This window comes from Flavobacteriales bacterium (genome assembly GCA_030584065.1).
GTDB lineage: Bacteria > Bacteroidota > Bacteroidia > Flavobacteriales_F > PHOS-HE28 > PHOS-HE28.
This window is the reverse complement of sequence record CP129489.1, coordinates 95,135-120,058: the sequence shown is the minus strand read 5'-3', so window position 1 is coordinate 120,058 and position 24,924 is coordinate 95,135. Positions and strand designations below refer to the sequence as shown.

The following is a 24,924-nucleotide window of genomic DNA, read 5'->3' as shown; positions in this document are numbered from 1 at the left end:
GGCGGGCATGGCCCGCCGCTGGTCTCCTGCTCTTGGGGTTGGCCATGCTCCTGGCGCGCGGCGCTTTCGCGCAGAGCTACGATGCCCGCTGGATCGGAGGATACGCAGGGTCATCCGGAAACCCCGACTACGGGGGCAACAAGACCCTCTTCCAACCGGGTAATAGCACGTACTCGGTGTCCGAGCCGCACACCATGTACTTGGGTGGCGGCATGGCCGTGATCACCGATGAGCAGGACAGCATCCTGGCTTACACCAACGGCTGGCAGCTGAACAACGCCGCCCATCTGCCCATGCTCAACGGCGACGGGCTCAATCCGTCCTCGCTGCTGAACAGCTCAACTGGCCTGGCGCGATCATTCTGCAACCTCTTCCTGCCCTGGCCCGGGCATCCGGACTCCATCGTGCTGGTCCATAACGTGCCCGATGCCGTATGGCCCGGCACCAATGCCTTCCACGCTGCGCAGCTGTACTACTCCGTGGTGGTTCGCGGCTTGGATGGCGGCACCTTGGCCGGGGTGAGCTCCAAGAACAACGTGCTGCTGCAGGAGCCCCTGATCGCCGGTGGCCTGGGCGCGGTGAAGCATGCCAACGGCCGCGACTGGTGGGTGCTCACCCACCGCATGGAGAGCAACGAATTCGTGTTCTTCCTGCTCACCCCGGAGGGCTTCCAAGGACCTTGGTACCAAGCGATCGGCAGCCACATCAATGGCTCAGGGCCGGGGGCCACCTTCTCCATGCAGGGCGACCGGCTGGCTTATGGTCAATACGCATCGGGCTTGGACATCCTGGACTTCGACCGCTGCACCGGCCTGCTCTCCAACGCGCGCAACACCGCCTTCTCCGATGGGGCCTTCTACCGCATGGCGCAATTCTCACCCGATGGCGCCAAGCTCTATGTGCCAGGCGGCATCTACCTCTACCAGCTCCTGCTCGAAGACAATGGCGACGTGATCAGCATGGACACCGTGGCCTTCTATGATGGCTTCTATGATGACCACCCCCTGTTCGCCACCTACTTCGCTTATCCCATGCTGGCCCGCGATGGCCGCATCTACATCTCCACTGGTAACAGCACCCGCTACATGCATGTGGTGAACGATCCGGATCTGCCGGGCACCGTCTGCGATGTACAACAGCATGGGCACCACCGCATCACGTGGACGTTCAACTCCATCCCCTACCGCCCCAACTACCTGCTGGGGCCGGTGCCGGGCAGCGAATGCGATAGTTTGGGCCTGAGCACCGGTGGCCTGGAGCCTTACCCGGTGGGTGCGGCGCGCGTGCATCCCAACCCCAGTCAGGGCAGCTTCGGCATAGCCTACAGCGGGCAGCCCGCCTCCGGGGAGCTTACCGTGCTGGATGCAGCAGGCCGCATTGTTTACCACCACCGCCTGAGCGCGTGGAGCACCCTGCACCGTGTGGAGCTGCCGCCCGTGGCGCCGGGCCTCTATCACTGTCGCCTTACCTGGGGCGCCAAGGCCGCCACCGTGCGCGCGGTGATCACCGAATAACAAGCCCATGAGAAGCACATTCCTGATCAAGCTGTTCGGCGCGGTGGTGCTGGTGGCCATCGCGCAGCAAACCGCAGCACAATGCCCCGATCGTTCCAGCGACCTCACGCCCACCATCCGCGCGCTGCTGATGATGGAGAGACCAGCTGTGCTCACCGCAGAGCAATGGACCAAGGTGATCGAGAACCCCGCCAATAGGCAGGACATGCAGGTGGTGATCTACGAGGAGGACCGCTTCGATCCCTGCGAGCTGCCACAGGGCTGGTGGTACGTGATGCATGCGGGCGTGAGGCCGAAGGTGAAGGAGGTAGGCATCTACGAATAGATCTATGGACCGCGAGGAATAGGACTTCGTGCGCGAGGCCATCGACCGCGTGTTCGCGCAGCCCGAGCACAGGGCCGTGCAGCTGGTGGTGAATGCGGATCCGGTGTGCGCTCAGCGCTCCACGGCGATGCGGATGAGGCAGCGGTCGGCAGCATCGCGCACCTCCAGCGCGTAAAGCCCCGGCGCCAGATGCGCCACCTGCAGCGATTCAGTTGCGACTCCCGAGCGCAGCAGGCCCTGCATCACCGCGCGCCCGTCCGCCGCGAGCAGCCTCCACCGCACGTCGTGCGCAGCGTTGGCCCGCGTGATGCTCACCCGATCGCTCGAAGGATTCGGCGCCACGCTCCATCGCGGTTCGCTCGCTTCAGCCATGCCGATGCCCGAGCAGGGCGTGCGGTGGCTATCGATGAACTGCTTCGCATTGAGCAGCGCGGGGAAGGCGCAAGTGTTGTGGTTGAGGGCCGCGCCGGCGCTCAGGCCCGATACCGCAGGAGCGCCATTGGCCTGCATGGCGGCGATGGCCACGGTGCTGTTCGGATAGAAGACATGGTCGTCGGCCTCGCAGTAGATGATGCGCGTGGGGCAGAGCGGTGCCCAGTCGTAGAGGTCATTGTCGCGCAGCGCCTGGCGGAACGGATGGTCGGGATCATCGATGAAGGCCTGCAGCACCGAGTCGATCAAGATCTCGCTGGGCGCGGTCGGCATGATCGCATCCACCGGACCGGAGCCGTTGTTGCCCTGGAAGAGCGGCGGCAGCAGGGTGGCCCACGGCTCCTCGATGATCTCGCTGACCTCGCCGAAGAGCCAGGGATAGACGTAGCGGTACGAGAGGATCACGTAAGGCAGATAGTATGGCGCGGGGTAGGGATCGGGCGAGACCATCACCTGGGCCTGCACCCCGCTCACGTCGTACGGGCCGCTGCACGGCGCTGAGGCGGCCACGGCGAACTCGTCGGCATACTCCTGCTGCAGCAGGCGGTGGGTGGCCGCGCAGGCGTGGCCGCCCTGCGAATAGCCCGTGAGGAAGACCTGCCCGTTCAGCTGCACGTTGCGCTGGGCGCAGAACTCGCGCGCGGCGCGCAGCATGTCGCGGCTGGCGGTGGCCTCCGAAGCGGCGTGCACGTACGGATGCGGACCGGGGCCGTCGCCGAGGCCCAGGTAGTCGGGCAGCACGGCCACGTAATCGTCGGCGGCGAGGTAATAGCCCACCACCATCTCGCCGCTGATGCGCGAAGGCACATCCTGCCGGTGGAGCACCGTGCCGTGGTGATAGGCCGCCAGCGCATGCAGGCAGGTGGAGCCCACCGGCACCACCACCGCGCCGCTGGCGATGGTGGGCTGCCCGAAGGGATCGACGGTGCGATAGATGAGCCGATGCGCCTCGATGGTGTGGTCGGCGCCCTGGATGCCCTGCCCGGCGAGCTCCTCGGGCGTATAGGCGATCAGCAGCGAATCGCTGATGAGGTATTGCGCAGGGAGCGTGAGCGCGACAGGAAAGGCGATGAGGCTGAGTACGGGTCGAAGCATCGGCGGCGGGTTGGGCCGCTCAAGGTATCAGGAACGCCGATCCGCAGGCGCCGCGCCGGCCAGCGCCACCAGTGCCGGCCAGGGCATCGCCTCGGGCGCAGTGGCCTCCACGCGCACCTCGGCGCCCGTGAACGGATGCTCGAAGCGCAGCGATCGCGCGTGCAGGCCGATGCTCCGGTCCTTCAATGCACGGCGCGCGCCGTACTTCACATCGCCCATGATCGGATGGCCCCAGGCGGCCAGCTGCGCGCGGATCTGGTGGAAGGCGCCGCCCTCGGGCATGCACTCCACCAGCGCGTAGCGATCGCCTTGGGCGAGCAGCTTCACGTGCGTGCGGGCAGGCTCGCCATCGCCTTGGTTCGCGATCCGCGTTCTGCGATTCCGCTCATCATGCATCAAGTGGTGCTCCAGAAGAACGGAGGACGCATCAATCCTTCCTTCCACGATGGCCCAGTACCGCTTCTCCATGCGCCGCTCGCGGAAGAGCGCGTGCACGGCGGCGTTCGCTTCCGGCGTCCGTGCCAGCAGCACCACGCCGCTCACGGGCCGGTCGATGCGGTGCGCGAGCTCCAGCGCTGGCTCTTTGCGCTCACGTCGCAATAGCGTGAGCAGGTCCGCATCGCCGGTGGGATCGCCCTGTACGGGCAGCCCGGCGGGCTTGCTCACCGCGAGCAGGTGCGCATCCTCCAGCAGCACGACCGGCGCGGCCATCAATACTGCTCCTTCGCGCTGGGGAAATCCTTCGCACGCACATCGCGCACGTAGCCGGCCACGGCATCGGAGATCACCGTGTGCAGGTCGGCGTAGCGCCGCAGGAAGCGGGGATTGAACTCCTTGTTGATCCCGAGCATGTCGTGCAGCACCAGCACCTGGCCATCCACACCCGCGCCCGCACCGATGCCGATCACGGGGATGCTCACGCTCCTGGCCACCTCCTCGGCCAGCTTGGCGGGTATCTTCTCCAGCACGAGCGCGAAACAGCCCGCTTGCTCGAGCAGCTTGGCATCCTCGCGCAACCGCTGCGCCTCAGCCTCCTCCTTCGCCCGCACCACGTAAGTGCCGAACTTGTAGATGCTCTGGGGCGTGAGGCCGAGGTGGCCCATGACCGGGATGCCCGCGGTAAGGATCCGCTCGATGGAGCCGATGACCTCACGGCCGCCTTCAAGCTTCACGGCATGCGCGCCGCTCTCCTTCATGATGCGGATGGCGCTGTTGAGCGCGCCTTTGCTGTTGCCCTGATAGGTGCCGAAGGGCAGGTCCACCACGATCAGCGCCCGCTGGCAGCCGCGCACGACGGCGCTGGCGTGGTAGATCATCTGGTCCAGGGTGATGGGCAGGGTGGTCTCGTGGCCGGCCATCACGTTGCTGGCGCTGTCGCCCACCAGGATCACATCGATGCCGGCGGCATCCACCAGCCGGGCCAGCGAGAAGTCGTAGGCCGTGAGCATGGCGATGGGCACCCCCTCCTCCTTCATCTCCAGCAAGGTGTGGGTGGTGACGCGCTTCACTTCGCTGGGGGCGGTGCTCATGGCCGGCGGAATTGGTGGCGCCAGACCGGGGCGGGCGCGGGCCAAAGCTAGTCCCACAGCCGCTCGCTGGCCCTTCGGCGCCGTTGGTGAAGGAAAAGCCGCTCCTTCGGGCGCCCGGCTATCTTTGGCCCACATGTGCATGCGCCTCCTCCGCCCCACCTTCCTCGGCCTGGCATCGGCCGCCCTCCTGCTCGGCTGCAGCACCGAGCTCGACATCAACGATGAGTACAAGGATGTCACCATCGTCTACGGCCTGCTCAACCAGCGCGACTCCCTGCACTTCGTGAAGATCAACAAGGCCTTCCTCGGCGAGGGTGATGCCTTCCAGATGGCGCTGATCGCCGATTCGAGCGAGTACAGGGACGAGGCCATCCAATCCGCCGTGGTGGAGCGCGTGAACGCCGCCGGCGCCGTGGTGGAGACCTACATCCTGCGCGATACCCTGGTGAGCAACCGCGAGCCCGGCACCTTCTACGCCCCCGAGCAGAAGCTCTACTACTTCCGCACCCCCTTCGCCCAGGAGCTGCCGCCCGGAACCAACGGCACCCCCATGTACCTGTGGCAGGACGACACCTACCGGCTGAGCCTGGTCGTGAATGGCCGCACCATCACGGCCATCGCGCCCATCACCAACGATTACCCCATCGACGCGGTGGACTTCAACACCGAGCCGAACCAGAATTCGAACCGCGTCCGCCTCCGGAACGACCAGGGCACCGGCTACGTGAACTACGAGTTCAACTGGAAATCGCGCGCCGATTGCAAGCGCTACGAGGTCAGCTACCGCTTCCGGTACGACGAGGTGGTGGGCGGCGACACCATCCCCAAGAGCATCACACGGCGCATCGGCAGCAAGGTCTCCTCCTTCCAGAACGAGGACATGGCCATCTTCCTTTCGGGCGAGTCCTTCTTCAGCGCCATCAATTCCCAGATCAAATCGGAGCCCGGGTGGCAGAACGCCACGCGCCGCATCTTCCAAGGCCTCGACTTCCTCACCACCGTGGCCAATGACGATTACCACATCTACCTCACCCTGTCCGAGCCCGTCACCGGCATCGTGAACGAGCGCCCGGTCTACTCCAACATCGACGGTGCCTACGGGGTGTGGGGGAGCCGCTACACCAAGGCTGTGATCGGCAAGCGCCTCTCCACCCAGACGCTGGCGGAACTGAAGAACGGCCCGTACACCGCCGATCTGCTCTTCTGCTCCGCGCTGGACCCCGGTGGTGCGTACAGCTGCGACTGAGCCTGTCAACCTGGCAGCGCCGCAGGCCCGCCGCCATGGCGGGCCTGCTCATTTCCTGTCAGCTTTCCCCGGCTGAAGGGCAGTGGCATGGACCTTGATCCTGGCGGCCCGTTCGAGAACCATCAACCAACCATCATGAGCAAGATCATCGGCATCGACCTGGGCACCACCAACAGCTGCGTAGCGGTGATGGAGGGCAACGAACCCGTCGTCATCGCCAACAGCGAGGGCAAGCGCACCACTCCCAGCATCGTGGCCTTCGTGGAGGGCGGCGAGCGCAAGGTGGGCGACCCCGCCAAGCGCCAGGCCATCACCAACCCCCGGAACACCATCTTCTCCATCAAGCGCTTCATGGGCAACTCCTACGGGGAGTGCGAGAAGGAGATCGGCCGCGTGCCCTACGAAGTGACCAAGGGCGATAACAGCACGCCACGGGTGAAGATCGGCGACCGCCTCTACACCCCGCAGGAGATCAGTGCCATGATCCTGCAGAAGATGAAGAAGACCGCCGAGGACTACCTCGGTACCACCGTGAGCGAGGCCGTGATCACCGTGCCCGCCTACTTCAACGACGCCCAGCGCCAGGCCACCAAGGAGGCCGGTGAGATCGCGGGGCTGAAGGTGCGCCGCATCATCAACGAGCCCACCGCGGCCGCCCTGGCCTACGGCCTCGACAAGAAGAACAAGGACCAGAAGATCGTGGTGTTCGACTGCGGCGGCGGCACCCACGACGTGAGCGTGCTGGAACTGGGCGACGGCGTGTTCGAGGTGAAGAGCACCGATGGCGACACCCACTTGGGCGGCGACGATTTCGACCAGGTGATCATCGATTGGCTGGCCGAGGAGTTCAAGGGCCAGTTCAACATCGACCTGCGCAAGGACCCCATGGCCCTGCAGCGCCTGAAGGACGCGGCGGAGAAGGCCAAGATCGAGCTCAGCTCCACCACGAGCAGCGAGATCAACCTCCCCTACATCATGCCGGTGGACGGCATCCCGCAGCACCTGGTACGCACCCTTACCCGCGCCAAGTTCGAGCAGCTCGCCGACAGCCTCATCAAGCGCACCATCGCCCCCTGCGAGAGCGCGCTGAAGAACGCCGGCCTCAAGACCAGCGACATCGATGAGGTGATCCTCGTCGGCGGCAGCACCCGCATCCCGGCCATCCAGGAAGCCGTGAAGAAGTTCTTCGGGAAGGAGCCCAGCAAGGGCGTGAACCCCGACGAGGTGGTGGCCGTGGGCGCCGCCATCCAAGGCGGTGTGCTCACCGGCGACGTGAAGGACGTGCTCCTGCTCGACGTGACCCCGCTGAGCCTCGGCATCGAGACCATGGGCGGCGTGATGACCAAGTTGATCGAGGCCAACACCACCATCCCCACCAAGAAGAGCGAGACCTTCAGCACGGCCAGCGACAACCAGCCCAGCGTGGAGATCCACGTGCTGCAGGGCGAGCGCCCCATGGCCAGCGGCAACCGCACCATCGGCCGCTTCCACCTCGATGGCATCCCGCCCGCACCGCGCGGCATCCCGCAGATCGAGGTGACCTTCGACATCGACGCCAACGGCATCCTGCACGTGGGCGCCAAGGACAAGGCCACCGGCAAGGAGCAGAGCATCCGCATCGAGGCCAGCAGCGGCCTGAGCAAGGAGGAGATCGAGAAGATGAAGAAGGAGGCCGAGGCCAACGCCGACGCTGACAAGGCCGCGCGCGAGAAGGTGGACAAACTGAACGCCGCGGACAGCCTCATCTTCCAGACCGAGAAGAGCCTGAAGGACTATGGCGACAAGATCCCGGAGGAGAAGAAGAAGCCCATCGAGGACGCCCTCACACGCCTGAAGGACGCGCACAAGGCCCAGGACGTGGACGCCTGCGAGAAGCTGATGGGCGAACTGAACACCGCCTTCCAGGCCGCCAGCCAGGAGATGTACGAGGCCGCGCAGCAGGCCCAGTCCAACGGCGGGGCGCAAGGCAGCGCCGGAAGCACCGGCGATGCCGAGGTGACCGACGTGGACTTCGAGGAAGTGAAGGACGGCAAGTAGGGGTCGGTCATACCCGGCCCCGCTTGCCGGGCCAGTACGCCCCGCGACACCGACGAGTTGAGAATGAACGAGCCCCGCTTCAGCGGGGCTCGTTCATTTCAGCCGATCGGGCATCAGCGCACGGCGTGCACCTTGCCGTCGATGTAGTCCTCTTCCTTCACGACGGCGCCTGCCGCATCGTAGTAAATCCACGTGCCGATGCGGTGGGCGTCCATCCGCCGGCGGTCGAACTGTGCGCGGCCCTTGCTCCGGAGGGCGCCACCCGGGTGGAATTCAGTCATCTCCAGCAGCAATCTGCCCTTGTCCACCAACTTGAGGAGGCTGATGGGGTGGCCGTCGGCCGCATAGAGCTCGAGCCGTGTGAAGCAACCGGTGGCCCGATGCCGCTCCTCCACGTAGCGCACGGCGCCATTCACGTAATGGTCCTGGTAGAAGACCACGGTACCATCGGCGTAACGGGCCTCGCTGCGCGGCTGGCCGTTGGCATGCCAGCTCCGCTGCACGGACCGCACGTCGTCGCTGCGCTTGAACTCGCGCTCGATGCTCCCGTTGCCGTGGTAGTTCTTGTAGACCACGAGCCGGCCCGCATCATAGTAGCCGCGGTGCTTGAGCTGGCCGTTGGGGTAACGGTCCTCCACCCATCCGATGCAGGGGAATCCGCCGCAATCGCGCAGCGAGTCGCCGCCCATGGCGCTGTTGAAGCGATCGTACACGTTCAGGTCCGGCGCCGGGTCCGCCCCGGCATCGCCCATGACATAGTGCTCATCATGCGCCAGCATGAGCGTGTCCGGCTGCGCCTGGCACGGAGCGAAAATCGCAAGCCCCCCCAAAGGGATGAGCGCTCGAATGAGGTTCATCGGTCGCTCTTACGCAGCGGATACCGGGTCGGTTACCTCGACAGCCGTGCGATCCGCCAGCCCAGGGCACCCTGCAGCACGGTCATGAGAGGGCTCAGGAGATTGAAGAAGGCGAAGGGCAGGTAGGCCATCGTGGCCACGCCGAGCACGCCGGCCATATAAGCCCCGCAGGTGTTCCAAGGCACCAGGACGCTGGTGACGGTGCCGCTGTCCTCCAATGTGCGGCTGAGCACCTTCGGATGCAGGCCGCGCTCCTCGTACACCGGCGCGAACATCCGGCCAGGAACCACGATGCTGAGGTACTGATCCGAGGCGGTCGCGTTCACCACCACGCAGCTGCCCGCCGTGGCCGCGATGAGGCCGCCATCGCCGCGCACCCGTGACAGGATCGCCGCCGCCATGCGCTGCAGCAGTCCGGCCCCTTCCATGGCCCCGCCGAACACCATCGCGCAGAGGATCAACCAGATGGTATTGAGCATGCCGCCCATGCCCTTTGCCTTCAACAACTCATCAACCGTGGCATTGCCGGTCTCCACCGCTGCTCCGCTGCCCATGGTGCCCAGCACCACCTTGTACACGGACTTCCAATCCGCCCCCCCGGCCAGCTCCATCACCAATGGCCACTGGAAGACCACGGCGAAGAGGGCCCCCAGGAGCGTGCCGGCCAATAGTGCCGGCAAAGCAGGCACGCGCCTGATGATCATCACCACCACGGCGAGGGGGACCAGATAGAGCCACCATCCGATGCTGAAGCGCGACTCGATCGCAGCGCGCATGTCCTCCACACCGGCGGCATCGGCTTCGGGCGCGGCGAGCACACCGAGGGCCAGGAATGCGAGCAGCGCCAGCGCGATGGAGGGAATGGTCGTGTTGAGGAGGTACCTGATGTGCGTGAACAGGTCGGTGCCCGCCACGGCCGGCGCCAGGTTCGTGGTATCGCTGAGCGGGCTGAGCTTATCCCCGAAATACGCCCCGCTGATGATGGCGCCCGCCACCATGCCCTCATGCATGCCCAGCGCCTTGCCGATGCCCATGAGCGCGATGCCCACGGTGGCAGCCGTGTTCCAGGACGACCCCGTTGCCAACGACACCACGCAGCAGACGGCGCAGGCCGCGAAGAGGAAGACCTTGGGCGATAACAGCATGAGGCCGTGGTCGATCATGGCCGGCACGATCCCGCTGATGAGCCAGGTGGCAGCGAGCGCGCCGATGAGGAACAGGATGAGGATGGCGCCCATGGCCGTGGAGATGCCGCGGACGATATGCTCGAGCAGGTGGCTGAATCCATGCCCGTTGCGCCAGCCGATGCCGATGGCCACGGAAGCCGCGAGGAGGAGCGCGATCTGGTTGGGACCTGATAGCCCGCCGTCACCGAAGACGACCACGTTCAGGGCGAGCAATCCAACGAGCGCCAGCAGCGGGATCAACGCTTGCAGGAGCGATGGAGCCTTCAGGCGGTGGTCTCTCATGCCGCCAAAGTACCCGAGCGGCACCACGCGGCACAGGCGTGGCATGCCTATGAGCCACGAGATTTCCACAACGCTTGCGCAGTAAGGAACGACCTGATATTTTCGGCATCCCCGTAACCCTACCGAACCCGCCTCCCCGCCCCACATCGATTCCTTCCTACTGAGTAATTGAGATGCCCGTGCTGCATAAAAGCAGTGCCTCGCATCGTGGTGGCGGCATGCGCATGAACCTAACCCTTACCAAAACCCAAGGACCATGAAAGAGAAGAACGCCCTAAAGGCACTCACGCGCCTATGCGCGGCAGCAGCGCTGCTTCTTGGCGTGCATTGGCGCGCATCGGCGCAGACCACGATCACGACATCGACCACGGCGAACTTCGGCGTGGCTGGGATCACCTTCGTGGTGGAGAATACCAATCCCTACCCGGTCCAGATAACAGCAATGGGCCTTCATGTGCAGGCAACCAGCAATGGCGGCACAGCGACCTTGTACGCCTCGACCACCTCGCTGAGCGGAACCACCACGATTCCAAGTGCCGCATGGACCACGGTGGCATCGGCACCAATCGTCTCCGCAGGACTTGGCGTACTGCCGATCTTCAACAGTCTCACCTATACGATTCCTCCCACCAGTGCGGTGCGGTTCGGAATCACCGCCACCACCAATCTGGTCATTGGCAACCCGGGAGTGAACACGTATTCAGCAGACGGGGTGAACCTGCGTCGTGGCAACTATGTCATCGGCGGATTCAATGTCGGATTCGCTGCCAGCACGTTGCCCAGCTTCACCTTCAATCCGTACGACTACAACGGTTTCATCACATTCGTCCCGGTTGTTCCATGCGCGGGCGTGCCGGCGCCGGGAGCGACCACCAGCAATGTGCTTGGCGCCTGCATCGGACAGAACATCACGCTCGGCCTCCAGAATTCCACGACCGGCACCGGCGTGACCTACGCTTGGGAGCTGGATAACGGCGGCGGCTGGACCGGCTTCGGCACCAACGCCGCAACGCAGACCGTGACGCAGTCGGCATCAACCTCCTACCGGTGCACCGTCACCTGCACCGAGCCCGGCGGCGGAAGCGAGACCAGCACACCGATCACCATCCCCATGGCGACCGACCTGCCCGTCGCCTTCAGCCAGACCGACTTCCCCTCCAATTGCTGGTCGCGGTCGGGCACCTCATCCGCCTTTCTCACCCGTGATGCCGTGAATGGCCAGGGCATGCCCGGCTCGGGATCCGCCCGCTTCAACTTCTTCAATGCCGCATCCGGCACCCTCATCCTCACCAGCCCCACCTTCCCGGCGCTAACCGGTTCGAAGGAGGTGGTCTTCGACGTGGCCGGCGCCAAGTTCACCGACACGGCGACCGACCAGATCAAGCTGCAGTACTCCACCACGGGCAATGCCGGACCTTGGACCGACATCGTCACCATGACGAATGCGGTGGGCGGCGACCTGAACACCGGCGGTGAGCAGGCTGCGCTTTTCGTCCCCACGAGCACGCAATGGAGGAGGCTCGCCTTCTCCGTGCCGGCGGGTGCCAATGCCATCCGATTCGAGGGCACGAGCGGCTTCGCCAATGCCGTTTACCTCGACAACATCGACATCCGCGACGTGCTGGCCTGCGCCACGCCGTTGAATCCCGTCGTCTCCCTCTCGAGCCCCACGCTGGGCCTGGTCTCCTGGACCACCACGAGCGCCACCGGCTACGAGGTGGAAGTGCGCACCAGCGGCGCACCCGGCAGCGGCCCGAGCGGCCTGGCGCTCTCCGGTACGGTGGCCGCCCCGCCCTTCAACGCCACCCCGCTCACCTTCGGACAGACCTATGCCGCCTATGTGCGCGGCGACTGCGGCATCGACGGCTTCAGCCATTGGTCGTCGCCGTACGTCTTCACCGTGAACTACTGCACGGCGGGCGCCGCGAACACGAACCCCGCCAACATCGGCACCGTGAGCAATGTGAGCGTAGCCGGCATCAACCAGGCGAATGCGAGCATTGCAGGCTACGTGGACTTCAGCGCCGTAACCGGCAGCATGGCGCCGGGCGGCAGCTATCCCTTCGTCTTCACGCGCAGCCTCAACTATCCGCTGGATCAGTTCATCGCCTGGGTGGATTGGAACGGCGACCTCGACTGGGATGACGCGGGCGAGAACGTGGTCAACTCCGCCATCGGAATTCCGGTGGGACCGCTCAATGGCCTCATCAACTGCCCTCCAGGCACCGCGCCAGGCGCCAAGCGGCTTCGCATCCGCCGGCAGTATGTGGATGTGGCCGGCGGCTTCCTGCCCAACAACACGCCCTGCGGCAACAGCACCTTCGGCCAAGTCCTGGACTTCACCCTGAACGTCTGCGGCCCCGTGGCAGCGACGACCTCCATCACCGATGATTGCTCCGGCGGCACCTTCAGCATCGATGTGAACATCGCCAGCAACCCCGGCGGCGCCATGACCATCAACTGGGTGGCAACCCCCGGCGGCCCCGGCAGCCAGGCCGCCAGCCTCGGCAGCAACGTGCTGCCCGCCTTCCCGGTCGGCACCAAGGTGAGCCTCAGCGTGAGCAACAGCACCCTCTGTGACCTGGCCCTCGGCGACCACTACAGCAACTGCCCGGTCACCCTCACCTGCGGCAGCACCATCACCGTGGAGCACTGCTACCGCAACGGCGACCCACGCACCTTCACCTTCCTCGCCGGCAATCCCAACGAGACCGTGACGGTGACCTTCGTATCAGGCGGAATGGACCCCAATGACGTCATCCGCGCATACAGCGGCACCGACAGCAACGGCGACCCCATCCAGCAGCTCACCGGCTCGTTCGCCGACCTCGATGGGGTGAATGGGACCTCCACGGGAAGCGCGCTCTTCATCGAGATCGACAGCGATGCCAGCGGCAGCTGCCAGGATGGATTGTCCGGGGCCGCCAACTGGGTCTTCGAGGTGGAATGCACGCCCGGCTGCGTGGACCCCGATGGCTCCGTTTCGCCCAATGTGGACTGCCTCACCGGCACCTTCACCCTGGATGTGGCCGTAAGCTTCACCGGCGATGGGTCGACCGTTGACCTGGAGTACACGGTGAACGGCGCACCGCAGACGCCCATCACCGGGCTGGGCGAATCCGCCGTTGAGACGCTCGGACCCTATGCCATCGGCACCACCGTGGCCGTGACCCTGGCGCATGAGAGCGACGGCGGCTGCGACGTGAACCTGGGCAGCTTCCAGCCCGGGCTCGGCTGCCCGCCGCCCAACGACGACTGCACGAATGCCACCCTGCTCCCGATCAACAGCATCGATGGCTGCCCGGCTGGCGGCGTGGTGGGCACCACGGTGAATGCCACCAATGACGGCCCTGCCCCGACCTGCAACAACGTGGCAGGAACCGTTCAGGATGTTTGGTACCGCTTCAATTCGGGCACCACCGCTCCGCCCATCCGCATCAACATGAGCGCCGGCACGGCCACGAACTACGCCATCGCCCTGTACGACGGTCCGGGTTGCGGCGGCGCGCTCATCGGCTGCCTGGCCAACTCGCCCACGCTCATCAACTTCACCGGCGCCACAGCGAATACCGACTACTACCTGCGCGTGTTCACCAACACGGGGTCTGGGCTCCCCGGCACGTTCAACCTCTGCATCAGCGGATCGGATTGCCCGGCTCCGGCCACGCCGACCGCCTCGGAGATCACCAACAACACGGCCGCCATCGGCTGGGTGGGACCGGCAGGCAGCTACATCGTGGAGTACGGCCCGGCCGCCACCTTCACCACGCCCGGCACCGGCGCCACGCCCGGCCCGAACGGCACCATCGTCACCGCTGCGGCTTCGCCGGTGACCCTCACGGGCCTGCTGCCCAACACGCAGTACCGCTTCTTCGTGCGCAGCGATTGCGGCAGCCCAGCCGGCTTCAGCATCAACACCTTCGCCACGCTGTTCACCACGCTGGCCTCGCCGCCCATCGCCGGTGAGATCTGCGGCACGGCCATCGTCATCCCCACCGTGCCGGCCACCGTTGCCGGCAGCACCGCGGGCTTCCTGAACAACTACAACACCACCACGTGCGATCAGAACGCCACAGGTGGCCGTGATGTGGTGTACAGCTACACGCCGGCGGTGAACCAGACGCTCGACCTCACGCTCTGCGTGGGCACCACGAGCTACGACAGCAAGCTGATGGTGTACGAGAACTCCTGCGCGGGAACCACCTATGCCTGCCAGGACGATGGCTGCCAGGCGCCCCTCTATGGCGGCGGCCCCTTCAACTCGCAGATCACCGGCCTTAGCGTGACCGCCGGCAACACCTATTACTTCGTGGTGGACGGCTGGAACACCGCTGAGTTCGGCAACTACACGCTGCAGATCTCCGTGGCCGTCCCGGCCCCGGCGAACGACGCTTGTGCGAACGCTGTGCCGCTGACGGTGGGCTACGCCTGCGCGCCCACGGCAGGAACCTCGGTCGGTTCCACCCAATCCGTGGCCCCCAGCACCTGCAGCTCCTTCACCAGCTCCGCGGCCAACGATGTCTGGTACAGCTTCGTGGCCTCGGGCACCGCGCACCGCGTGACGGTGCAGGGCCTCGGCGCCTACGACCCCATCGTGGAGGTGCGCAGCGGCGCTTGCAATGGCACCAGCGTGGCCTGCGTGGATGCCACCATCAACGGCCAGGCCGAGGTGCTCAGCGTCACGGGCCTCACCGCAGGCGAGACCTACTTGGTGCGCGTCTACGGCTGGGCCGGCGCCACCGGTGAGTTCACCATCTGCGTGCAGGCACCCGACTGCCAGGGCGTGTACGACGGACCGGCGCTCCCGGGCACCGCGTGCGACGACAGCAACCCGGCCACGGTGCTGGATGTGTACGACACGAACTGCAACTGCTCCGGCGTGCCCTGCACCACCGACCTGGACCTGATCTGGCAGCCTGACGGGGCCAGCGACCTGGGCTGGGAGCTCCGCGAGCAGGGCACCGACATCCTGGTGCAGGCCGGCGGCGGCATCTACCCGCCCAGCCCCGCCTACAGCGAGGCCACCTGCCTGCCCGACGGCTGCTTCTACCTGGTGGTGACCGATGACGCCGGAGACGGCATCGCCGGTGGCGGCGGCTACCAGCTGAAGATCAACAGCGGCGCACGCCTCGTGGACAACCTGCGCGACCAGTACGGCAACGGCGGCTTTGCCAGCGGCCTCACCAGCCAGATCGCCAATGGCGAGGGCTTCTGCCTGCCGCTGGGAAGCGACCGCCTGATCTACACCAGCTGCGACCGGATCGACTGGAAGACCAGCCCCTGCGGCGGTGAGTTCGTGGTGGCCAATGCGAACCCGGCGGTGAGCGCCCAGTTCGGCGTTAGCAACGCGAACAGCGGCTATCAGATGTGGTGGTACGACCCCAATGGCGGGTACAGCTTCAAGCGCTTCCAGAGCCACAGCACCAGCAATGGCCTGCCCAACAATGCAGTACGCGCCTGCCACTTCCAGCTCAACAGCTGGAGCGGCAACCAGCTGCAGGAGGGCGTGCTCTACAACGTGAAGGTGCGCGGCCGCGTGGCTGGCGACTACCTGCCCTGGGGCCCCGCCTGCCGCCTGATGGTGAACAACGCCCTGGCGCAATGCCCCCGCACCAAGCTCATGGACATCCCCGACAACCAGTTCCTGAGCTGTGGTCAGGTGCGCCCCATCGGCACCAGCCAGGCCAGCCTGGTGCATGCCAAGCCCGTGCGACGGATGAACAACAACTGCCAATGGGTGAGCGCCAACCGCTACCAGTTCCGCTTCCGCCTCGCTTCGGAGAACTTCGTGCTGGTGAAGACCACCGCCGTGGGCGCCGGCAACTACTTCGTGAACACCAACGGCCTGCAGTGCGGCAAGACCTACGAGGTGGACGTGCGCGCCAGCTTCAATGGCGGAAGCACCTGGTGCGTGGTGACGCCCAACCCCAACTCGGTGAGCGATCCGGCGTGGGGCGATGTGTGCGAGCTGAGCACGGTGGCCTGCCCGGGCAGCCTGGCCTTGGCGCCCACCACCCCGCATGAAGCGCCCGCCCTCCGCATGCACCCCAACCCCAACCGCGGCGACCAGCTGATGATCGGGCTTGATCGCGTGCAGCCCGAAGTGCAGACCGTGAGCGTCGACATCTTCGACGCCTTCGGCAAGCGCGTGGCCGCACGCACCATCGCGGTGCAGGACGGCTACGTGAACACCGTGCTCGACCTCAACGGCGAGCTGGCATCCGGCCTCTACGTGGTGAACATCACGGCGGGCAGCGCGGCGTTCAGCGAGCGCCTCGTCATCCAGCCCTGAGCTTCACCGGCAGGAATGAAGGGCCCCGGCGCATGCCGGGGCCCTTCGCATTCCCGGCGATCGCACGCGCATGCGGTGGTTGCCTGCTGTGGACAAAAAAAAAGTCCTTGCATCCAGGGCAACACTCGGATAATATTGGCTCACCCCAAAACCAGAGATGCCCCAACCCCTACGCTCCCGACCTCTTACCGCCACCTGATGCAGGCCGCGCAGGACGATGGTCCGAGCGCGCTGTCTTGCCTCCTGTGATCGTGCCTGCCGGCACCGCCCTCGGCGGCCGCCCGAATGCGGCCTTTTCAGCTCCGAACCCAATCCAAAACCACGTGATCATGAATTGTGAAAACTCCAGTCGAACGCCTTGGCGTTCCGCATGGCGCAGCGCCTGTCGCGGCGCCTTGCTGCTGGCCATGGGCCTGTTGGCGCTAAGCTCCCAGGCCCAGACCTTCTCGATTGTGGGCACCGGCACCGCAGCCAACACCGCCACGGGCTATCCAGCGCCGTTCGGCCAGTATTATTGGGGTGCACGGCACCAGTTCTTCGTGCCGGCTGCCCAGATGGCCGCGGCCGGCATCGCGGCGGGCTCGCAGGTGCAGTCCATTGGCTTCAATGTGACCGCCCTGAATGGCACGGCCGCCCATACCGGTTGGCAGATCCGAGTGTTCAACGTGGGTGCCAACGCCAACCCCATCAGCGCGGGTTACGTGACCACCGGGCAGATCGCCAACACGGTTGCCACCACCTACACGCCCGTGGTCGGCTGGAATCAGTTCTCCTTCGTGGCCCCATTCGTCTGGAATGGCACGGATAACCTCGTGATCGAGACCTGCTTCAACAACGCGGGATTCTCGAACAACGCCTCTACCCAGTGGACCAACACGCTGGCCGGCGCCACCTACAGCCGGTGGTACCGGGCTGATGCATCGGGCGTTTGCGCGAGCACGCTATCAACCAGCACCAGCGCCACCACGCGCCCGAACATGCGCTTCGGCTGGCAATCCAGCGTGGCCTGCAACGGCATCCCAGCCCCGGGCAACACGCTGGCGAGCGTAAGCACCGCATGTGCCGGCGCGGCATTCAACCTCAGCCTGCAGAACTCGAGCCTGGGCACCGGCATCACCTACGCTTGGCAGCGCAGCACCGACGGCGGCGGTTCCTGGAACCCCTTCGGCACCAATGCCGGCACCCAGAGCATCTCTTTGACCCAGACCACCCAGTACCGCTGCCTGGTGACCTGCACCAACGGCGGGCAGAGCGCCACCAGCGCCCCGGTGACCGTGACGCTGAACACCAGTGCCTGTGATTGCGTCACCTACCCGGCCTCGAATGCCACGAACACAGCCGACACCAAGATCGACAGCGTGAAGGTGAACGGCGTAGGCTTCGGATCGCTGGCCACCACCTGCGAAACCTACACCTTCACCAGCGGCACGGGGCTGTCCCTGCAGCAGGGCACCACGGCCACCGTGCGCATCCGCAACGGCTCATGCAGCGGTTTCCACTATACTGCCTACTACTCGCTCTTCGCTGACTTCAACGGCGACGGCGACTTCGCCGATGCAGGCGAGACCCTCGCCCAAGGCGGGCCCACATCCCAATTGAACGGCATCACGGACATGAACATCAGCGTGCCGCCCACGGCCAGCCTGGGCGCCGTCCGTTTCAGGGCCATCGTTGCCGAAGCCGGAGCGCCACCGGCCGCCACGGGCACCTATGCCTACGGTGAGACAGAGGATTTCTGCGTCACCATCCTGCCCCTGCCTCCCTGCACCGACCCGCCCTCGCCAGGCGTAACCCTCACCAGCAACGCATCGCCCTGCGGCAACAGCAGCTTCACGCTCTCCATGTCCACCCCGCCCCTGGGCACGGGGCTCACCTATGAGTGGCAGCGCTCCGATGACGGCTTCAGCACCTTCACGGTGCTGGGCACGGGCCTCACGCAGAGCGCCAGCCAGGCCTTCGGCGCCACCTGGGAGTACCGTTGCGTGGTCTCCTGCAGCGGCAACCCGGGCGTGGCCTCCACTCCGGTGAGCGTGACCACCAGCACCACGCCGGTGGCCATCTGCGGCACCTATTGCACCCCGACGTCCACCAGCGGCTGCTCGTTCGGCGACCTCATCGCCCGGGTGCAGCTGAACACGCTGGACAACAACAGCGGCACCGCATGCGTGAGCTTCTACAACGACTACACGGGCAATCCGCTGCTCACCACCAACCTGCAGGCGGGCACCAGTTACAACTGCATCATCTCCTCCGGGGCCTATTCCCAGGCCTACGCCGTTTGGATCGACTACAATGATGACGGCATCTTCGACAACCCCGGCGAGCGCGTGGGCTTCACCGCAACGCCGGTGCCGGCCAACAGCTCGGCTTCATTCCCCATCAGCCTGAGCTGCTCTCCCCCTGTGGGCGCCCACCGCATGCGCGTGCGCAGCGCTTGGGACGTCACCGTTCCAGGACCGAGCATCACCCCCTGCGGTGCGCCTGGCGACTATGGCGAGGTGGAGGATTATGTGATCACCATCGACCCGCCACCGCCCTGCCCGCAGCCCAACACGCTCGCTGTGAACGTGACCAGTGGCACCAGCGCCACCTTCACGTGGAACGCCGGCTGCACGGAGACCGTGTGGGATGCCCACGTGCAACTGGCGGGCGGCGGCACGCCCGTCACCCCTTCCAACCCCGGCATCACCGGCACCCCCACGCTCACGCGCAACGACCTGAGCGTAGGCAACTGGGAATTCTGGGTGCGCGCTGATTGCGGCGTCAACGGCCCCAGCGCCTGGGTGGGTCCCTTCACCTTCACGATCATCGCCAATGACAACTGCGCCAGCCCCACCCCCATCACGGTGGATCCGTTCGGTGCATGTGTGGGCATCGCCGGCACCACGGTTGGTGCCACCGCCGGGGATTCGCCCTACCCCAGCTGCCTGGTAACAGGCCTGGTGGATGTGTGGTACAGCTTCAACTCGGGCTCGAACTCGGTGATCAACTGGCAATACACCCTGGGCACCATGACGGTGCGCGCCGTGCAGGTGCTTACCGCCTGCGGTGGTTCCGAGGTGTACTGCGTGGGTGACGTGGACGCCGGCCAGTTCGCCGTGACACCGAACACGAACTACCTGTTCCGCGTGCTCACCTTCGCTGGCACCGCAGGCACCTTCAACCTCTGCCTCACCGGCCCGCCGGCCAACGACCTGTGCGCCGGAGCCATCCCGGTGAGCTGCGGCACGCCGGTATCCGGCACCACGGCGGGTGCCACCAACCAGGGCGCACCTGCCGGTTGCGTGGATGCCGTGGGAACCGCACCCGGTGTGTGGTACTCCATCTCCGGCCAGTGCGGCAACCTCACCGCCAGCCTGTGCACCGGCACCGCCTTCGACAGCCGCCTGGCCGTCTTGTCCGGGGCCTGCGGCACGCTGACCTGCATCGCCAGCAACGACAACGGCTGCGGCCTGCAATCGACGGTGAACTTCACCGCCTCCGCCGACCAGACGTACTACATCTACGTCACCGGCACGGGCACGGCCAGCGGTGCGTACACCCTGGAAGTGACCGGCTGCCAGCAGGCCGCCACGGCCACCGCCAGCGTGGTGGACAACTGCCCCAGCAACCAGTTCAGCGTGGATGTGAACCTCACGAGCCTCGGCTCGGGCGGATCGGCCACGATTGAATACAGCGTGAATGGCGGCTCGCCCATCGGCCAGGCGGCAGGCTTGGGCTCCAACATCATCGGACCCTTCGCCACCACCGACGCCGTGAGCGTGACGGTGGACAACGGCACGGTTTGCGACCTCGAACTCGGCAACTACTTCAGCGGCTGCCCGGTGGAGATCGTCTGCGGCTCCACGCTCACCGTATCGCATTGCTACAGCAACAACGACCCGCGCACCTTCACCTTCACGAGCGACAACCCGCTGGAGACGGTGACGGTGACCTTCGTGGAGGGCACGATGGACCCGAACGATGTGATCCGGGCCTACAGCGGCACGGACAACCAGGGGCCGCCCATCCCGCAGCTGACGGGCAGCTTCGCCAACCTCTTCGGCGTATCGGGCTCCTCTGATTTCGGCTACAACTCCATCTTCATCGAGATCGACAGCGACGGCAGCAACAGTTGCGCTGACGGCAACCAGGACACCTGGGTGTTCGAGGTGGAGTGCACGCCCTTCTGCGTGGACCCCGATGGCACGGCCACCTTCGATGTGTGCGCGAGCACCATCGACGTGCAGATCAACTTCACGGGCGATGCGCCCACCTGCGGCGTGCGCTACATCGTGAATGGCGGGACGCCTGTGGACCAGGGCGGCTTCGTGGACTTCGACCAGGTGACGATCGGGCCCTTCACGCCGGGCGACCAGGTGCAGGTGCTGCTGCTGCATGAGGGCTTCCCCCCTGATGCGCTGTGCAACCGCAACCTCGGCACCTTCACCATCCTGCCCGTGCCCACCCCGCCGGCCATCAGCATCTCGGCCACGCCATCCACGGTGTGCGTGGGCGGCACCAGCCAGCTGAGCGTGTATGCCAGCGCCCCCGGACCGATCGGCAGCTACGCCTTCGAGACGAACACGAACGGCGGCCTGCTCCCGATGACCAGCCCGGTGACGATCCAAGGCACCAACCTGGATGATACGGGCGGACCGCTCACCGCCATCGGCTTCCCCATGACCTACGGGACGAACTCCTACACGCAGTTCAGCACGAACTCGAATGGCCTGATGCGCCTCGGCAACACGGCGATCTCCGGCTCGCGCTTCAACAGCCCGCTCACCAGCGCGACGGACCTGCCCCTGCTCGCCCCCTGGTGGGACGACCTGCACACGGGTTCGGATGGATACGTGCGCACTTCCTTGGAAGGCACGGCGGGCAGCTACGTGCGGATCGTGGAGTGGTTCGTGCGGCCGTTCGGGGCCGGCACTGCAGCCACGATGCGGTTCCAGGTGGCGCTTTACCAGGCCAGCGGCGCGATTGAATTCCGCTACAGCCCAACGGGTGCAGCCTATGTGGACGGTGCCTCCATCGCCATCACCGGCGGGAACACCTCCAGTCGCGTGGCCGTGAATTCCGTAGACCACACGGCGAGCCCGACCATCCTGTACGACGCCCTGACGGCCTGGCCCGGCGGCACGCGGCTCTACCGGTTCCTGGCTCCCCAGCCCCCCGGTGTCACCTACACCTGGAGCCCGGCCGATGACCTGGACGATCCCAACAGCGCCACGCCGATTGCCAGCAACATCACGGAGACCACCACCTACACGGCTTCCGTGTTCTTCGGTGGATGCCCCACGGACGTGACGGTGGACGTTACGGTAGAGCCCGCCCTCACCTCGGCATCCATCACCCCGTCGAGCGGCACCATCTGCACGGGCACCAACGCGGTTACCCTGACAGCCAACGCAGGTGATGGCGTTCCGCCTTTCACCTACGCCTGGACCGACCCGAACAACCAGCCGGCCGGCACCAGCCAGACGGTGGACGCCAACCTCGGCGGCACCTGGACTTGCCTGGTGACGGATGCGTGCAATGGCTCGTTCCTGGCCTCGGCCACCATCACCGCAGTGGCTCCACCCACGGTCAACATCACCGCCACGGCGCCGATCTGCGCAGGCGGCAGCGTGACGCTCTCGGCCAATGCCACGAACGCGACCAACGTGCTCTGGGGCGGTGCAGCCCCTGTGGGCGGCTCCACCACGGCCGATGTGACCATCTCCGGTCTCTCTGGCGCCAACAACGGCACCTACACGGTGACGGCCAGCAATGAAGGCTGCACTACGGCTCCGGCCAGCTACGTGCTCGCAGTGAACCCGAACCCGTCCATCACCTCCACCACGGCGGTACCGGCCACGGTCTGCACGGGCGGCACCTCGCAGCTTGATGTTGCTGCGGCCCCGCCTGCGCTCCAGCTGGTGCTGAATGGCACCGGCTTCTGGATGGATGAGCTCAGCTGGACCCTGACCAACTCGCTGAACGCCATCGTGGGCTCCGGCGGCGGTTACGGCAACAACCAGATCATCACCGTGCCGCTCGGTGCGCTGACCAACGGTCCATTCACCTTCTCCGTGGAGACCCAAGGCACCTTCAACGACAACCAGTCGACCTACACCCTGACCTGCGGCGGATCCACCATCCTGACCGGCACCGTTTTCGGCGGACAGACGTTCAGCCAGGGCGGCTTGGTTTGCGAAGGTTCCTTCACCTACGCTTGGAGCCCGGCCACCTTCCTGAGCGGCACCGCCATCAGCAACCCGGTGGCCAGCGGTGTGACAAGCGAGACGCCTTACAGCGTGCTGGTCACCAACACGTCCACTGGGTGCTCCAGCACCGGCAACGTCACGGTGGGCATGTATCCGGTACCTACGCTGGATTGCGGCACCTACCCGACGCTCTGCGCGGCCGATGCCCCCATCGCGCTCACGGGCTCCCCGGCGGGCGGCACCTGGAGCGGTACGGGCGTGACCGGCAGCAGCTTCAACCCGGCTGTGGGCACCCAGACGCTGACCTACAGCTACACCTATGGCGCTGGCTGCGTGGCCACCTGCCAGGTGACCATCACGGTGCTCAGCGCGGACACGGACGGCGACAACATCCCCGATTGCGCGGATGAGTGCCCGACGCTCTTCGGCGAGATCGGCGACCCCTGCGATGCGGGTCCGGGCTTCATCCTGGGCCAGATCGATGGCGACTGCAACTGCATCGGCGTGGCCTGCACAGAGGATGTGCGCCTGGAGGTGAAGACGGATGCGAACGGCTCGCACACGAGCTGGGAGATCCGCGAAGCGACCACCTCGCTCCTGGTGTGCAGCGGCGGGCCCTACACGGGCATCAACGACGCCACCATCACCACCGATTGCTGCCTGCCCGCTGCATGCTATGTGCTGCGCGTATTCGACAGCGCCGGTGACGGCATCGTGGGCGGCGGCTACGTACTGCGCGAGGCCGGCGGCAACCAGCGCCGGATCATCGACAACCGCGGCAACTTCACCACCGGCAGCATCAGCCAGATCAACGATGCCTCGAGCTTCTGCGTGCCGATGGGCGACGATCGCCTCGTCTTCACCAGCTGCGATAAGCTCGACTGGAAGACCAGTCCCTGCGGCGGTGAGTTCGTGGTGGCCAACGACAATTCAGCCGTGAGCGCCCAGTACGGCGTGAACAACGCGAACAGCGGCTACCAGATGTGGTGGTTCGACCCGAACGGCGGCTTCAGCTTCCGCCGCTTCCAGAGCCATAACACCGCCAACGGACTGCCCGCGAGCGCCACCCGCGCCTGCCACTTCCAGATCAACAGCTGGAGCGGCAACCAGCTGCAGCAGGGCGTGATGTACAATGTGCGCGTGCGCGGCCGCATCAACGGCGTGTACAACGAGTGGGGCCCGGCCTGCCGCCTCATGGTGGACAACGTGGCCGCCCAGTGCCCGCGCACCAAGCTCATGGACATCCCGGACAACCAGTTCCTGAGCTGCGGCCAGTTCCGCCCTGTGGGCACCGGCCAGGCCAGCCTGGTGCATGCCCGTCCGGTGCGCCGGATGAACAACAACTGCAACTGGGTGAGCGCCAACCGCTACCAGTTCCGGTTCCGCATCCCCGCCGAGAACATCGTGGTGGTGAAGACGAGCCAGACCGGCCAGTACTGGGTGAACACCAATGGGCTGGCGTGCGACAAGACCTACGAGGTGGATGTGCGCGCGAGCTTCAACAACGGCGCCACCTGGTGCACGGTGACCCCCGACCCGAACAACGTGGAGGACCCGGCCTGGGGAGATGTCTGCCTGCTCACCACCACCTGCGCGATCCAGAGCATGGCGCTGCAGGGCGGCAGCAGCCCCGACGGCGCGGCACTGCGCATGTTCCCGAACCCCAACCGCGGCGACCAGGTGATGATCTCGCTTGACCACGTGGCGGAGGAGGTCACCACCGTGAGCGTCGACATCTTCGATGCCTTCGGCAAGCGGGTGGTGGCGCGCACCATCGCGGTGCAGGACGGCTACATGAACACTCTGTTCGACCTGAACGGCGCACTCGCCAACGGCCTGTACATGGTGAACATCACCGCCGGCGCGGAGACCTATACCGAGCGCCTGGTGATCCAGAAGTAGGCTTCGGCTGGTACGAACCTGTAGCGCGGCCCCCA

General features: G+C 65.9%; 11 protein-coding genes. 6 read left to right on the top strand and 5 right to left on the bottom strand.

Annotation, left to right across the window (positions count from 1 at the left end):
• The first annotated feature begins 44 nt into the window (after positions 1-44).
• Positions 45-1,514 (top strand): T9SS type A sorting domain-containing protein, encoded by a 1,470-nt coding sequence (locus QY325_00420; protein ID WKZ66403.1) that lies wholly within the window; start codon positions 45-47, stop codon positions 1,512-1,514.
• A gap of 7 nt (positions 1,515-1,521) precedes the next feature.
• A complete protein-coding gene (locus QY325_00415; GenBank protein ID WKZ66402.1) occupies positions 1,522-1,839 on the top strand; it encodes a hypothetical protein in 318 nt (105 codons plus the stop codon).
• A 111-nt stretch (positions 1,840-1,950) separates the two neighbouring features.
• Here the strand turns inward: QY325_00415 and QY325_00410 are convergent, their stop codons facing one another.
• The 3 genes from QY325_00410 to panB are packed head-to-tail and all read right to left on the bottom strand — an operon-like array spanning position 1,951 to position 4,895.
• The gene (locus tag QY325_00410) at positions 1,951-3,366 is read right to left on the bottom strand and encodes a lipase family protein (protein WKZ66401.1); all 1,416 of its coding nucleotides are present in this window, start codon (positions 3,364-3,366) and stop codon (positions 1,951-1,953) included.
• Positions 3,367-3,393: 27 nt separating this feature from the next.
• Entirely contained in the window at positions 3,394-4,077 is a 684-nt protein-coding gene (locus QY325_00405) for an RluA family pseudouridine synthase (GenBank protein ID WKZ66400.1), read from the bottom strand.
• Complete coding sequence (gene panB / locus QY325_00400) at positions 4,077-4,895, bottom strand: 3-methyl-2-oxobutanoate hydroxymethyltransferase (protein WKZ66399.1); 819 nt, start codon at positions 4,893-4,895, stop codon at positions 4,077-4,079. Before panB ends, QY325_00405 begins: the two co-directional genes overlap by 1 nt.
• Before the next feature lie 139 nt (positions 4,896-5,034).
• Between panB and QY325_00395 the strand changes: the two genes are divergently transcribed.
• Together QY325_00395 and dnaK are read left to right on the top strand one after the other, a co-directional pair.
• Positions 5,035-6,141, top strand: a complete 1,107-nt coding sequence (locus QY325_00395; GenBank protein ID WKZ66398.1) for a hypothetical protein — start codon at positions 5,035-5,037, stop codon at positions 6,139-6,141.
• A 135-nt stretch (positions 6,142-6,276) separates the two neighbouring features.
• Positions 6,277-8,178: a molecular chaperone DnaK gene (dnaK, locus tag QY325_00390; protein ID WKZ66397.1), complete on the top strand. Its 1,902-nt coding sequence runs from the start codon at positions 6,277-6,279 to the stop codon at positions 8,176-8,178.
• A gap of 113 nt (positions 8,179-8,291) precedes the next feature.
• Here dnaK and QY325_00385 read toward each other — a convergent pair whose 3' ends face one another.
• Positions 8,292-9,035: a hypothetical protein gene (locus tag QY325_00385; protein ID WKZ66396.1), complete on the bottom strand. Its 744-nt coding sequence runs from the start codon at positions 9,033-9,035 to the stop codon at positions 8,292-8,294.
• Positions 9,036-9,067: 32 nt separating this feature from the next.
• A complete protein-coding gene (gene nhaC, locus QY325_00380) occupies positions 9,068-10,504 on the bottom strand; it encodes a Na+/H+ antiporter NhaC (GenBank protein WKZ66395.1) in 1,437 nt (478 codons plus the stop codon).
• 256 nt (positions 10,505-10,760) lie between these two features.
• Here nhaC and QY325_00375 point away from each other — a divergent pair, with 256 nt between their 5' ends.
• Complete coding sequence (locus tag QY325_00375; protein WKZ66394.1) at positions 10,761-16,796, top strand: GEVED domain-containing protein; 6,036 nt, start codon at positions 10,761-10,763, stop codon at positions 16,794-16,796.
• Between the two features lie 407 nt (positions 16,797-17,203).
• Entirely contained in the window at positions 17,204-24,889 is a 7,686-nt protein-coding gene (locus tag QY325_00370) for a GEVED domain-containing protein (GenBank protein ID WKZ66393.1), read from the top strand.
• Positions 24,890-24,924 lie beyond the last annotated feature (35 nt).

Bases quoted from the DNA above. Each gene is read 5' to 3' on its own strand.
- dnaK (WKZ66397.1), top strand. From the start codon at position 6,277: ATGAGCAAGATCATCGGCATCGACCTGGGCACCACCAACAGCTGCGTA.
- QY325_00405 (WKZ66400.1), bottom strand. From the start codon at position 4,077: ATGGCCGCGCCGGTCGTGCTGCTGGAGGATGCGCACCTGCTCGCGGTG.
- panB (WKZ66399.1), bottom strand. From the start codon at position 4,895: ATGAGCACCGCCCCCAGCGAAGTGAAGCGCGTCACCACCCACACCTTG.
- QY325_00375 (WKZ66394.1), top strand. From the start codon at position 10,761: ATGAAAGAGAAGAACGCCCTAAAGGCACTCACGCGCCTATGCGCGGCA.
- QY325_00415 (WKZ66402.1), top strand. From the start codon at position 1,522: ATGAGAAGCACATTCCTGATCAAGCTGTTCGGCGCGGTGGTGCTGGTG.
- QY325_00370 (WKZ66393.1), top strand. From the start codon at position 17,204: ATGGGCCTGTTGGCGCTAAGCTCCCAGGCCCAGACCTTCTCGATTGTG.
- QY325_00410 (WKZ66401.1), bottom strand. From the start codon at position 3,366: ATGCTTCGACCCGTACTCAGCCTCATCGCCTTTCCTGTCGCGCTCACG.
- QY325_00385 (WKZ66396.1), bottom strand. From the start codon at position 9,035: ATGAACCTCATTCGAGCGCTCATCCCTTTGGGGGGGCTTGCGATTTTC.
- nhaC (WKZ66395.1), bottom strand. From the start codon at position 10,504: ATGAGAGACCACCGCCTGAAGGCTCCATCGCTCCTGCAAGCGTTGATC.
- QY325_00395 (WKZ66398.1), top strand. From the start codon at position 5,035: ATGCGCCTCCTCCGCCCCACCTTCCTCGGCCTGGCATCGGCCGCCCTC.
- QY325_00420 (WKZ66403.1), top strand. From the start codon at position 45: ATGCTCCTGGCGCGCGGCGCTTTCGCGCAGAGCTACGATGCCCGCTGG.